The sequence below is a fragment of the Pseudactinotalea sp. Z1732 genome, assembly GCF_049724975.1.
Classification (GTDB): Bacteria; Actinomycetota; Actinomycetes; order Actinomycetales; family Beutenbergiaceae; genus CALKWS01.
The window spans coordinates 23,899-37,176 of record NZ_JBMPQC010000014.1 but is presented as its reverse complement, the minus strand read 5'-3'; the positions used below and the strand labels follow the sequence as shown (position 1 = coordinate 37,176).

The following is a 13,278-nucleotide window of genomic DNA, read 5'->3' as shown; positions in this document are numbered from 1 at the left end:
TGCCACAAATGCCACCGTAATGTGCAGGCATCAGTTGACTGACAACTGCCAACTTACATGTTGTCTCCACGAGACACTTCGACGCGGAAGAGTTGAGAAATGAAGAGGATCACACTGGTGCCGGCGCTGGCAGCCGTCGCGCTCGTCCTGGCTGCTTGCAATGGAGACTCCGCCGGCAGCAATGGTGCCGATGAACAGGAGGGCGCCGGAGGCACGGACCAACTAGTCATCTACGCGTCCCACCCCACGGAGATGGTCGACCACTTCGTGGCCGCATTCCAAGATGAGAACCCCGGCATCGAGGTCGACCTGATCACTGGTGGTACCGGTGATCTGCTCGGGCGGATCCAGGCGGAGGCCGAGCGGCCCCAGGGAGACATCATGTGGGGCGGCAGTTCTACGACAGGGGGTTCCTCACCCGAGTTGTTCACGCCTTACGACTCCGAGGTCCTCGACGCCATCGATGAGGCCTACATCGATCCGGCTGGTTTCAACGCCCCCTCGGATGCGTTTGCGATGGTGATCGTCTATAACACCGACCTTGTGGATCCTGCTGATGCTCCGACGAGTTGGGCAGACCTGACCGACCCGCAGTGGCAAGGGAAGGTCCGGTTCGCGAACCCGGCCTCGTCCAGCTCCTCCTACGCGGCGCTGGTCAACTGGTTGATCGCCTATGACTGGGACTTCGTCGAGGATCTCGCGGGCAACTTCGTCATCGATGACAGTTCCAGTGCCCCGTTCACAGCCGTGGGGCAGGGTGAGTCGGAGATTGCCGTCGCCTACGAAGAGGGCGCGTACCGATGGTTGGAGAGTGGGAACGTCGAGATCGTCTACCCGGAGGACGGTGTGGTGCTCCTGCCTGGCGGTCTGTTCCAGATCGCTGACGGACCGAACCCGGACAACGCGAGAGCATTTGCCGACTTCGTCCTCTCGGCCGAGCAGCAGCAGGCCTTGGTGGACGACTTCCCGGGGCGTCGGCCCACCCACACCGAGGTAGACCTACCCGAGGAGATGCCGGCTGCCGACGAACTCAATGTTCTCGACTACGCCAGCGCCGATGCCGAGGAGAACCAGGACGACAACCTCGAGCAATGGCGTCGCATCATGATCGAGGCCGGCTGACCTTCCCACGACCCACTTAGTGGGATCGGCCCTGCGCGCGTGCTTGTGGCAGTGCGTAGGGCCGCCCCCGTCCACCAGGAGCCCATCGTGTCCGCACGCACCACCGACGCCGCTGGCGTCGAACTTAGTGATGTCACCATCAAATTCGGCGATGTCGTCGCTGTGTCCCAAGTTGACCTGAAGATCCGTAGCGGAGAGTTCTTCACGCTGCTGGGTCCATCAGGTTGTGGGAAAACAACCCTGCTGCGCGCCATTGCAGGTTTCAACCGCCAAACCCGGGGAAGCATCGAACTGGCCGGAAAGGTCGTCGACGCCATTCCGGCGCATCGACGCGACACCGGTATGGTCTTCCAGAACTACGCCGTGTTCCCACACCTGAATGTCTGGGACAACGTGGCCTACGGCCTCAAGCCCCGCAAAATCGTGGGAACTGAGGCCGATGAGCGGATCCGCGAGGCGTTGTCGATGGTGGACCTCACCGGCTATGAGGAACGCCAACCCAAGCAACTCTCCGGTGGTCAGCAGCAGCGGGTGGTCATCGCCCGCGCGATAGCCATCCGCCCGAGTGTCTTGCTCATGGACGAGCCGCTGGCGAACCTGGATGCGAAACTGCGCGTGCGCCTACGCAACGATCTGCGTCGCCTGCAGGAGGACCTGGGCATCACCACGATCTACGTCACTCACGACCAGGAGGAAGCTCTCACCCTGTCCGACCGGATCGCGGTGATGAGTGCCGGCAAAGTGATGCAGGTTGGCACCCCGGATGAAATCTACGACGCCCCTGCCTCGCGCGGGGTTGCCGAGTTCATCGGGGAGGGCACTTTCCTCCGGGGGGTGGCCGAACATGTAGACGGTCAGTCCGTGGTGAAACTAACGAACGGCTCGTCCCTCGCCGTCGCCGATGAGGCGTTGACGGGCCCGGTCTGGGTCGGAATGCGCCCGCACGACATGCAGATCGTCCAGGCACAGCACGGAGCCAACGGCTTGCGCGGCACGATCGTCTCACGCTCCTACCTCGGTGCCTCGGTGCAGTTCATGGTTGATTGCGGCGTCGAACGACCTGTCATGATTCAGCGCTACGCCCACGGACTGGGCAAGGTCAACGTCGGCGACGATGTCATGTTTCACATCGACCCCAGCCGTGTGCTGACCTTTCCCGGGAGCGACGAGAAGGCCGAACTATGAGCGCAGTAGCGTCCCCGCTTCGCGGTCGGCTGACGTTCTGGTCAAGCGTCACCATCGGTGGGTTGATCCTGTTCATCGGCTTGCTGATCATCCCCCTGGGTCGAATGATCCTGTCCTCGATGACCGACGTTCCTGGTGACACGGTTCTGCAGACCTACCTGGACTTCTTCCGGTACGGCTACTACTACGAGACCCTGATCAACAGCCTCGTCGTCAGTACCGTTGCGACGGTCCTGGCCACCATCGTCGGGACACCGCTGGCCTATTTGGTCACCCGTTTCAATATTCCAGGCAAACTCCTCGTGCGTGCCGCGATCGTGCTCACCTTCGTCTCTCCGCCCTTCATCGGCGCGTATGCCTGGATCCTGCTCTTGGGGCGCAACGGCGTGATCACCGGGGGGCTCGCGTCCCTTGGGATCAACATGCCCACCATCTACGGGATGCGCGGCATCATCCTGGTCTTCACCCTGCAAGCGATGCCGTTCATCTTCCTCATGGTCAGTGCGGGCTTGAAGACCGTCGATCAGAGTATTGAAGATGCCGCCACCAACCTCGGCTACCGGCCATTGCGCGTGGTGTTCAGCGCAATACTGCCGCTCATCGTCCCGGCGATCTCCACAGGTGCTCTCCTGGTCTTCGTGACCTCCTTCTCTGACTTCGGCACACCGATGATCGTCGGAGAGAACTATCGGGTCTTGGCCTCCCTCATCTACACCGAGTTCATCAACGAGCACGGCGGGAATCCCGCCGTGGCCAGCGCTCTGTCGCTGATCATGCTGGTGGTGACGATCGGGGCTCTGGTGCTGCAGCGCTGGTACGCCCGTCGACGCTCCTTTGGCCAGGAGACCGTTCGCCCTCTGCAGCCGCGCAGGCTCACCGGATGGCGTCGCGCCCTGGCCACGGCCTACGTGTACACGGTCGTCCTCGCCGCGTGCTTGCCACTGCTGACCATCGTGGTCTCCTCGTTCCTCCAGACCAGGGGCCCCTTGCTCACTGCGTCCCTCACCTTCGAGAACTACGCCAGCGCGGTTCGGCTGCCACGATCACTGGTCAACACTCTGGTCTTCTCCAGCATCGCCACGGTGCTCTGCGTGGTCGCCGGAGGCCTGATCGCTTACGTCGTCGCCAGGCGCCGGAACAAGTTGGTCGGCGCCTTGGACTTCTTCTCCATGGTTCCCTACGCCGTCGCCGGGGTGGTCCTCGGTATCGCACTGAGCGTAACCTTTGGGGGTTCCCCCTTCTTCCTGGCCGGCACCGCGACGATCTTGATCCTGGCCTACTTCATTCGGCGGTTGCCGTACTCGATCAGATCGATCTCGGGCATGCTGAGCCAGATCGGTACCCAGACCGAGGAGGCCTCGGTCAACCTGGGCGTGGCTCCGGCGAAGACGTTCTGGAAGGTCACCGTACCGATGGTCGCGCCGGCGGTGATGTCCGGAGCTCTGCTCACCTTCGCCACGGTGGTGCGGGAATTCAACTCCACGGTGATCCTGTATTCCGGGGCTACCCGCACGATGCCGGTGGAGGTGTTCGCGCAGGTCCTGCAGGGCAACTTCGCCAGCGCCTCAGTGGTGGGCACGGTGCTCATCGTGGTCAGCTTGGTGCCGATCGTGTTGCTCTTCAAATTCATGGGTAAAGACGAGGAGTTCCTGGTGTGAGGAACTCGGCACGGGACCTAACAGATCCATCCGAACCACCTCTCAGCACTTCGGACCCGTTCCGCCTCGTTGAGGTGCTCACCGAGATCGCAAGCGAGGCCGGTGACTATCTGCGAAGTGTGTTCGGTACTCCCGTGGATGTGGAGGTCAAGAACGGCCCTAGTGACCTGGTCACAGTGCACGATCGAATCGTGGAGAAGAAGATCCGGCGGCGCATGGAGGCCGCCCTGCCAGGCGTGCGAATCGTTGGGGAGGAGGACGGGGTCAGCGGCGGAGTCGGTGAGGTTGTGTGCTACATCGACCCGATCGATGGCACCAGCAACTTCGCTTCCGGAGTCCCGTTCTATTGCGTGAGCCTGGCCCTGACCATCTCGGACCGGGTCGTGGCCGGGGTGGTGCATGACCCAGAACGGGAAGAGACCTTTTCCGCGACCGGTACCTCGAGCCTGCTGAACGGGAACCCGGTGCGGGCCACCTTGACCACTCGGGATCGTGACGCCCTGCTGATCAGTTCTTGGCCGTATGAAGGCGGCGTTGTCGATCGAAGTGAATTGGCTGACTACGAGTTGGCGCTCGCTTCCTTTCGCACCGTGCGCCGGCTCGGCTCGGCAGCACTGGGACTGGCCTACGTCGCCGCGGGCCGCGCTGACGTCACCAGTGAACTCATCGCGAAGCCGTGGGACGTGGCGGCAGGCTTCCTCCTGGTGACCTCGGCGCAGGGGCGGATCACTCGCTCACCGGCGTCCGCGGGAGATCCATCGTGGTATGCCCCGCGTTACATCGCCCACGGGCCTGACTTCGATGTGAGCCGATCGTCGATCCGCCACAGTCTCGCGGATCCGGTGCGCAGTTACTCCTCCTCGTGACCCCCGCGCCGGCTGGCCGCTTGGAAGGGACCGGCCGGGAAATGTACAGCGGGGTGGGGTTGTGGTCGAATGTCCGGCAGGCCCTGCCCGCCGCTGTCCAGCGCAACCCGGGGCCGGGAAGAGGAGACGACGTGCCGAGCGAATGCCCCCGGGGCGACCGGCGTCGCCGGCCTCGTGCCGGCGTGGGAGGCGGGTGCGCACGATGAACGCTCCCGCGGTGCTGACCAACCTGACGCTCTGGGACGGTATCGACGCGACCAGTCGCACCGGCCAGGAGATCCATCTCGGAGCCCACGGGCGCATCGATGCCGTGGGACCAGCCGGCAGCATCGACCGTCCCGACGGCGCGGCCGTGGTGGACGCCGACGGCGCAGTGGTCCTGCCCGGGCTGATCAACATGCACGTGCACCTCGGCCTGGCGCTGCCGGGTCCGATGCAGGAACTGGCGAAATCCTCCGACGACGCCGCCCGCGCACTGCTCATGGCCGGCAACGCCGCCGCCACCTTGCAGGCAGGTGTCACCACGGTGCGCCTGGTCGGTGAGAAGGACTACCTCGACTTCTCCCTGCGCGAGGCCATCGCCACCGGCACCGTGCCGGGCCCGCGCATCTACACGGCCGGGCACGCGCTGTGCTGCACCGGCGGGCACGGCCACGACGCCGACGGGCTCGAGGCCGATGGCGCCGACGGGTTCCGCCGCACCACCCGCGAGCAGTTGCGGGCCGGTGCGGACCTGATCAAGGTCTGCCTCACCGGCGGCATCGCCGGCGAGCACGAAGCCATCGACACCCCGCAACTGACCGATGAGGAGATGACCGCCGTCATCACCACCGCCCACGACTGGGGCCGCAAGGTGACCGCCCACGCCGGCACCGCCGCGGTGATCGCGCGCGCGGTCGAACTCGGCCTGGACTGTGTGGAGCACGGGTACGAACTCACGCCCGAGGTGTGCGAGTTGATGGCCCGGCACGGCTGCTGGTACGTGCCCACCATCACCGTGAGCCGCTGCGAGCAGTTCTTCATCGACAACGGCGTGCCGGAGTGGATGCGCGCACGCGCCCTGGCCGCCGGGCCGCGGCACTGGGAGAGCCTGCAGCACGCCCTGGCCGCCGGCGTCCGCATCGCGATGGGCACCGACATGCCACCCCAGGCCGACTACGACGGCACCAGCGCCACCGTGCGGGAGATGGAGTTCATGGCCGAGGCCGGTATGGCGGATGTGGACGTGCTGCGCTCGGCGACGTCCTGGGCCGCGGAGTGGCTCGACGTCGAAGGGGCCATCGGACAGGTCGCCCCCGGCGCCGCGGCCGACCTGATCCTCCTGGATGAGGACCCCGCCCGGGACGTCTCGGCGCTGCGGGGGATGCACGCCGTCATCCAGGCCGGCCGGCCCGTCCGCGATGACCGCGGCCTCCTCCGCCCGCTCAGCAGGCCCGCAGCACCCACCAGGACGGCACCATGACCGACCAGAACGCGTACGAGCCCAACGCAGCCGACCAGAACCCGGCCGACCAGGACCCGTCCGCCCACCCCCCACCCGACCCGGACGCCCCCCGCACCGAAACCGCCGACCTGCGCGTCGTCGTCGACCGCATCGAGGGACGCTCGGTGTGCGGGCTCGCCCCCGGTGACTACGTGGAGATCACCCGCTCCTCCCAGTTGCGCATCCCCGAGGGTCGGCACTTCTGCATGTACGCCCTGGCCTCCGTGCTGCCCCTGCTGCCGGCCAAGCAACGGGCCCTGCGGGACGGCGACTGGCTCGCCTCGGACTCCCTGGTCGCCTGCCCCGACCCCGACGAACGTCTCATCATGCGCATCGAGCGCATCGGCCACTCCAGCATCCCCACGGAGGAACTTACGTGAGCGCCCTGACCGTGGCCCTGCAGACGGACAAGACCATCGCCGCCTACCGGGCCCTGGCCACCCAGGTGCGCGACCTCGGCTTCGATGGACTATCCGTCTATGCCGACCTGGGGTTCCAGCCACCGCTGCCCGCGCTGCTCACCGCGGCGGCCCAGGCCCCCGGCCTGCGGCTGGGCGCGGCCTGCATGAACCCCTACCTGACCCACCCCCTGGAGATCGCCGGACAGACGGCGACGCTGCTCGATGCGGCCGCCGGCAACGCCTACCTGGGTCTGGTCCGGGGCGCCTGGCTGAGCGAGGCCGGCGTGCCCACGCCGCGCCCGCTGGCGGCGCTGCGGGACACCATCACCATCGTGCGCCGGCTGCTCTCCGGTGATGACAGCGGCTACACCGGCGCCGTGTACTCCCTGCCGGCCGGCCAGCGACTGCAGTACGAACCGGCCGCCACCGACGTGGACGTCCTGCTGGGAGTCTGGGGCCCGCGCGGCGCCGCCCTTGCCGGCGAAGTGGCCCAGGAGGTCAAGATCGGTGGCTCGGTCAACCCGGACATGGTCGCCCTGATGCGCACCTGGCTCGATGACTCCGCCACCGCTGCCGGTCGCGGCCCCGGTGCGGTGGGCATCGTCGCCGGCGCCGTCACGGTGGTCGACGACGACGGCGAGGCCGCCCGGGCGCTGGCCCGTCGCGAGGTGGCCATGTACGTGGACGTGGTGGCCGGCCTGGACCGGACGGTGCAGGTGGACCCGGCGTTGCTGCAGCGACTGCACGACCTGCTGCAGGCGGGCAAGCACGACGAGGCCGGCGCCCTGCTGCCGGCTGACCTGCTGGAGAAGTTCGCCCTGTGCGGCACCCCGCAGCAGGTGGCGGCCCGCACCGTGGAGTTGATCGACGCCGGGGCCTCCCGGGTGGAGTTCGGCACCCCGCACGGTCTCACCGGCCCGGGCGGGATCGACCTGCTCGGGCGCGAGGTGGTGCCGATGGTCCGCCGCGAACTCGCCCGCGTGTGAACTACCCGGGTTGCATGGTGAGCGACGAATTCATGATGATCGACGAAGAGAATGGTGAGCAGTGCATCAGGATGCGGTGACGGCGGATCTGGGCCACCCCGGCCAGGTCGCGGACTCTTACGTGGACGGTCTTACCGTGCTCAACCCACGGGCCGCGCAGGCCATGGGGCAGCAGACCGACCGGCTCTGGGCGGCGCCCGGCCCGGAGGAGGTCGAGCAACGGGCGGCCCTGGCCCGCGATGGCCTGCGCCAGTTGGACCAGCGCCCGGCTGGGGAGTCCGAGGAGTCCGCACCGGCCCGGGTGCTGCGGCGCGCGCTGGGTGAACGGCTGCACAGCGAGATGGCCTTGCACGACAGTGGCTTCATCCCGGGCCTGGTCGCCCCGCTCGCCTCACCCGCGCACGAGGTGGTGATGGGGCTGGAGTCCGCTGCGGGCGACGCCGACCTGCTCATCGGTGGCCTCGCCCAGGTACCGGACGCACTGCGTTCCTACGCCGCGCGGCTGGACCACGCCGCGGCCGGTGGGTACGTCGTCGCGGCCCGGCAGTCCCGGACCCTGGCCGCCCAGCTCCGCCGGTGGGCCGACCCGGCCCGGGATGACCGGTTGGGCCGGTTGCTCACCCCGGAGACAGCGCCGCGCGCCGAGACCGAACTGGCCGCCGCGCGAGCGGCGTGCGTGGAACTGGCCACCTGGCTGGAGGACGTCCACGCCGCCCGGGGCAGCGAGGTCGACGCCGTCGGCCCCGACCTGTACCGCGCCACCTCCACGGCGTTCCTCGGCAAGGAGATCGATCTCGCGGAGGCCTACGCCTTCGGTTGGGACCGGCTGACCGAACTCACCCGCCAGGGCGAGCAGTTGGCCGCCCGGCTCGGTTGTTCCAGCATGGACGAGGCGGCCGCGATGCTGGACGCCGACGCCTCCGGGCACGTGCGGGTGGGGCCGCCGCTGGTGCAGTGGGTCGAGGACCGCATCGCCCGCGCCCACGGCACCCTCGATGGCACCATCTTCGACATCCCCGCCGACTCCCGCTGCGGTGCGGTGCTGGCCGCGCCCGGATCCGGCTCGATCTACTACTCCCCACCGGACCCGGCCGGCACCCGGCCCGGGCGGGTGGTCTGGTCCACCCCCACCGGCGCCACCGAACTGCCGGTGTGGCGAGAGGTCAGCACCGTGCACCACGAGGGCGTCCCGGGGCACCACCTGCAGTACGTGATGACCATGTCCACTCAGGCCCTGCACCCCTGGCAGCGCTACCTGTGCCACATCCACGGCTACGCCGAGGGGTGGGCGCACTACACCGAGGGCCGCGCCGGCGACTGGGGCCTGATCGCCGATCCAGGGGAGCAACTGGGCGTGGTGCTGGCTCAGCGGTGGCGGGCGGCCCGGATCGTGATCGACATGGGCCTGCACCTGGGCTATGAGATCCCCGCCGGGAACGGCTTCACCCAGGCCACCACTTGGACCACCGACGTGGGCGTGCAGGTCCTGACCCAGGCCGCCGGGTGTGACACCGAGACCGCCCGGTTCGAGGTGGTCCGCTACCTCGGCTGGCCCGGTCAGGCGCTCGCGTTCTCCATGGGTGCGAAGTTGTGGGAGGACGCGCGCAGTATCGCCCTGGCCACCGGCCGGTTCGACGAACGCAGTTTCCACCAGCAGGCACTGTCCCTGGGACCGATGGGGTTGGGACCGCTGCAGCAGACATTGGAGGAGTTGGCCCGTGCATGAGTTCGCCGCCGTCCTGGTCCGGGCCGATCCGGCCACCGCACGCCAGGTCGGCGTGCTCGACCCGCAGACGGGCAGGCCCACGCTGGCGCTGCCGGCCACCGACCCCGCCTTCTACGCGCGGCTGGAGGAGACCATCGCAGGGTGGGCGGGGCCGGTGCTCAGCCCCGAAGGGTCCCGGGAGTGGCTCGAGGAGCGGTGCCTGCAGGCCGAGGTCGCCTACCGCCTGCACGAGTTGCGGGTGGCCCGCCCGTGGCAGCGCGCGCCCTACTGGTACGCCGAGGTCCTCGGTGACGCGCTGACGGCCCTGGACCCGGACCACCTGGGCGATCACGCCTACGCCACCGCCTACCTCGACCTGCTCGATGAGGCCGCGACCTTCCTGGACGCCGGACGTGCATCGCTGACGCCCGAACTGGTCCCGTCCCGCTGGGCCACCATGGCGATCCCCGCCGTCGCCGGTCTGCGCACCCTGATCGCGGACGAACTCCCGGACCTGGACGCGGCGCTGCCGACCGACCTGGCCGGGGATGCGGATCGACGGCGCACGGCCCTCCTTGGCGCCATGGACGCCTTCGGGCAGCACTGTGACGCGCTGACCACCGCCGGCGCCGGCACCTGGGCGGTGGGGGAGGAGACCTTCACCGGGCTGCTGCGCGACTACCACCTGCTGAACCTGAGCCCGGATGAGATTTGGGAGCACGGCTGGGCCAAGGTCACCGAGGTCGAACAGGGCCTGACCGAACTCGCCGCAGTCCTCGACCCGGCCCGCACCTGGCCGGAGCAGATCGAGGCTCTCAAGGCCGAACGCACCCCCGGGCCCGAGTTCGTCAACGCCTACCGCGCCGAGGTGCAGACCAGCATCGGGCAGACCCTCGAGCACGACCTGCTCAGCGTGCCGGCGGACCAGGAGTGCGTGGTGGCCCCGCTCCCGCAGTTCCGCCGGGCGGGCCTGCCGCTGGGGGAGATGCGCACCGTTCCTCCGTACGCCTCGTCGATGGTGAGCCAGTTCCTCATCACCCCGGCCGACCCGGATGCCACCCCGGAACGCCAGGCCGGGCACGAGCGGGACAACTGCCCGACCTTCATCCGCTCCATCGTGGGCCATGAGACCTACCCGGGCCACCACCTGCAGTCGGTGCACCACGTGCTCGGCACGGCCGAGGATTCCTTCCTGCGGTTCTTCCGCACGCCCCTGTTCGTGGAGGGATGGGGACTGTATGTGGAGGACATCCTGGAGGAGCGGGTGTTCGGGCAGAGCACCCAGGCCCTGTTCGCCCGTCGGAACACGTTGTGGCGCTCGCTGCGCCTGGTGATCGACACCGGATTGCACACCGGCCGCCTCACCCACGAGGACGCCGTGCAACTCCTCGTCGAGCGCACCGGGATGGACCACCACATGGCCGCCGGGGAAGTGGACCGCTACACCCGCCACGACAACCCCACCTACCCCTCCACGTACGTGCTGGGCCGGGACATGTTCCACGAACTCCGCGCCACCTTCGCCGCCGTCGTGCCCGGGGGGCAGGGCCGGTTGCACGACGCGCTGCTGCGGTACGGCTCCCCGCCGGTGTCGCTGCTGGAACCGGTGCTGCGCCGCGAGTTCGGCGCGGCGCCGTAGCCGTCTTACCTGGTAGGACGGACGACGGCGAGACTCACCAATCTGTGTACGATCCCGGTGTCCATGGTGGACCTCGAGGCACACTCGAGTTTCCCGGTCCGGTGGGCATCCCGGCGAGCCAGTCCCGTCGTCGCGGGCCCGCGGCACCACGTAGGAGGAATGTTGAAGACCAGACGCCTGATGGCCGGAGTTGCCGTAACCGCTGCGACCGCCCTTGTGCTGGCGGCGTGCAACGGCGGAACCGGGGACGACCCCGATGCCGACCCGGTGGACACCGACGACACCGACTCCACCGGCGAGGCCCAGGACAGTTCGCTGACCATCGGCTGGAACCAGTCCTTCTATGAGTACAACAACGACTCCCGCACCGGGAACGCCACCGCGAACGCCAACATCCTGTACCTGATGAACGAGTCGTTCCGGTACTTCGACCAGGAGCTGGAACTGCAGCGCAACGAGGGCTTCGGCACCTTCGACATGGTCAGCGAGACGGACGAGGGGATGACGATGGAGTTCATCCTCTCCGATGAGGCGTACTGGTACGGCGGCCCGGAGCCGGTGGAGGTCGACGCGGCCGACCTGATGCTGTACTGGGCGGCGCACTCCGGCCACCGCAACACCCTGGCGGACGACGACGAGGTGATCGCCCAGGTCGAGTCCGAGCTGTTCGAGGAGTACGCGCAGGAGGGCGACGACGGCGAACCGGAGATCCCCGAGGAGATCCAGGACGACTACGACCAGGCCGTCCAGGACGAGGCCGCCCAACGGCTCGACGCCGAGAACGAGGTGTTCTTCAACGGCACCCGCGCCAGCACCATCGGCCTGATCCAGGAGATGCCCGAGATCATCGCCGACGGCAAGGGCGTGACCTTCGACTACTCGGTGCCGTACGTGGACTGGGAGTACGACTTCGACGTCGGCGTGCCGGCGCACGTGGTCGGCATGCGCGCCCTGGACATCGAGGACCCCCAGGAAGCCAAGGACGCGGTGATCGCCGCCATCCAGGACAACGACGTGGAGGCGCTGTCCTCCATCGCCGCGTTCTGGAACACCGGCTTCCAGTTCGGTGACACCCTGCCCGATGACGAACTGGTGTACCTGTCCTCCGGGGCGTACCTGATGACCGAGTTCCAGCGGGACCAGTACCTGACGCTGACCGCGAACGAGGACTACACCGGCGATCGGCCGGCCGCGATCCAGGAGATCACCGTCACCATCTCCGGTGACCCGATGAGCCACATCCAGGCCCTGCAGAACCAGGAGGTGCACCTGGTCCAGCCGCAGGCCACCCCGGACACGCTGGCCGCTCTGGAGAACCTGGGCGAGTTGGTCGGGGTCTACACCGGTGACGGACCCACGTATGAGCACGTCACCCTGGCCGTGGACAACGGCGGCCCGTTCGACCCGGAGACCTACGGGGGCGACGCCGACACCGCCCGGGATGTGCGCAACGCGTTCCTGAACCTGATCCCGCGCCAGGAGATCGTGGAGACCCAGGTGCAGCCGCTGTACCCCGAGGCCGAGGTGCGTCACTCCTACACCCAGGTGCCGGGCTCACCGGACTACGACCAGATGGTCGAGACCAACCAGATGCCGCAGACCTGGCCGGTGGAGACCGACCTGGACGCGGCGACCGAGTTGCTGGAGAACGCCGGGGTGGAGACCCCGGTGCCGGTCCGGGTGATGTACGACCCGAACAACGCCCGCCGCTCCAACATCTACGAACTGATGCGCGAGTCGGTGGAGCGCGAGGGCCTGTTCGAGCTGGTCGACGTCGGCGACGTCAACTGGGGTTCCCTGCTCACCGACAGCAGCCTGTTCGACGCCTCCCTGTTCGGCTGGCAGTCCACCTCCACCGCGGTGGGGGCCTCCTCGGCGAACTACATCACCGGTGGGTTCAACAATATCGGCGAGTTCTCCAGCGAGCGCGTCGACGAACTCTTCGACGAACTCAGTTCGGAGACCGACGCGGCCGAGCAGGCTAACATCCTCGCCGAGGTCGAGCAGATCCTGGTCGAGGAGGCCTTCGGCACGGTGCTCTTCCAGCACGAGTTGATCGCCGGCTATGACTCCCGCCTGCAGAACATCGACCCGATCCCGCTGGCGCCGACCATCTTCTGGAACTACTGGGAGTGGGAGTTCCAGGACTGATCCCCGGGCCCGCCGGCGTCGGGTCCGCCACACTCTGCCGCGGAGCGTGCCAAGAGCAGCATTGGCGCGTTACCGTGGGGCG

10 protein-coding genes are annotated in these 13,278 nt (G+C 67.9%); all 10 read left to right on the top strand.

Going from position 1 to position 13,278, the window contains the following annotated elements:
* Positions 1–99: 99 nt before the first annotated feature.
* On the top strand, positions 100–1,122 hold the full coding sequence (locus ACPL7H_RS17255; protein WP_424798022.1) for an extracellular solute-binding protein: 1,023 nt from the start codon (positions 100–102) through the stop codon (positions 1,120–1,122).
* 87 nt (positions 1,123–1,209) lie between these two features.
* Entirely contained in the window at positions 1,210–2,307 is a 1,098-nt protein-coding gene (locus ACPL7H_RS17250) for an ABC transporter ATP-binding protein (protein ID WP_424798021.1), read from the top strand.
* A complete protein-coding gene (locus tag ACPL7H_RS17245) occupies positions 2,304–3,965 on the top strand; it encodes an ABC transporter permease (RefSeq protein WP_424798020.1) in 1,662 nt (553 codons plus the stop codon). The genes ACPL7H_RS17250 and ACPL7H_RS17245 overlap by 4 nt, the downstream gene beginning before the upstream one ends.
* Positions 3,966–4,039: 74 nt before the next feature.
* The gene (locus ACPL7H_RS17240) at positions 4,040–4,831 is read left to right on the top strand and encodes an inositol monophosphatase family protein (RefSeq protein ID WP_424798019.1); all 792 of its coding nucleotides are present in this window, start codon (positions 4,040–4,042) and stop codon (positions 4,829–4,831) included.
* Between the two features lie 202 nt (positions 4,832–5,033).
* The gene (locus ACPL7H_RS17235) at positions 5,034–6,293 is read left to right on the top strand and encodes an amidohydrolase family protein (protein ID WP_424798018.1); all 1,260 of its coding nucleotides are present in this window, start codon (positions 5,034–5,036) and stop codon (positions 6,291–6,293) included.
* Positions 6,290–6,694 carry a TIGR04076 family protein gene (locus ACPL7H_RS17230; RefSeq protein WP_424798017.1) on the top strand — a complete coding sequence of 135 codons (405 nt, stop codon included), beginning with the start codon at positions 6,290–6,292 and terminating at the stop codon, positions 6,692–6,694. The genes ACPL7H_RS17235 and ACPL7H_RS17230 overlap by 4 nt, the downstream gene beginning before the upstream one ends.
* The gene (locus ACPL7H_RS17225; RefSeq protein WP_424798016.1) at positions 6,691–7,701 is read left to right on the top strand and encodes an LLM class flavin-dependent oxidoreductase; all 1,011 of its coding nucleotides are present in this window, start codon (positions 6,691–6,693) and stop codon (positions 7,699–7,701) included. Before ACPL7H_RS17230 ends, ACPL7H_RS17225 begins: the two co-directional genes overlap by 4 nt.
* A 76-nt stretch (positions 7,702–7,777) precedes the next feature.
* Positions 7,778–9,427: a DUF885 domain-containing protein gene (locus ACPL7H_RS17220; protein WP_424798015.1), complete on the top strand. Its 1,650-nt coding sequence runs from the start codon at positions 7,778–7,780 to the stop codon at positions 9,425–9,427.
* A complete protein-coding gene (locus ACPL7H_RS17215; RefSeq protein WP_424798014.1) occupies positions 9,420–11,045 on the top strand; it encodes a DUF885 family protein in 1,626 nt (541 codons plus the stop codon). Before ACPL7H_RS17220 ends, ACPL7H_RS17215 begins: the two co-directional genes overlap by 8 nt.
* 162 nt (positions 11,046–11,207) lie before the next feature.
* Entirely contained in the window at positions 11,208–13,196 is a 1,989-nt protein-coding gene (locus ACPL7H_RS17210) for an ABC transporter substrate-binding protein (protein ID WP_424798013.1), read from the top strand.
* Positions 13,197–13,278: the final 82 nt, after the last annotated feature.

Coding starts and splice junctions, on each gene's coding strand:
- ACPL7H_RS17245 (WP_424798020.1), top strand. CDS start 2,304: ATGAGCGCAGTAGCGTCCCCGCTTCGCGGTCGGCTGACGTTCTGGTCA.
- ACPL7H_RS17230 (WP_424798017.1), top strand. CDS start 6,290: ATGACCGACCAGAACGCGTACGAGCCCAACGCAGCCGACCAGAACCCG.
- ACPL7H_RS17235 (WP_424798018.1), top strand. CDS start 5,034: ATGAACGCTCCCGCGGTGCTGACCAACCTGACGCTCTGGGACGGTATC.
- ACPL7H_RS17255 (WP_424798022.1), top strand. CDS start 100: ATGAAGAGGATCACACTGGTGCCGGCGCTGGCAGCCGTCGCGCTCGTC.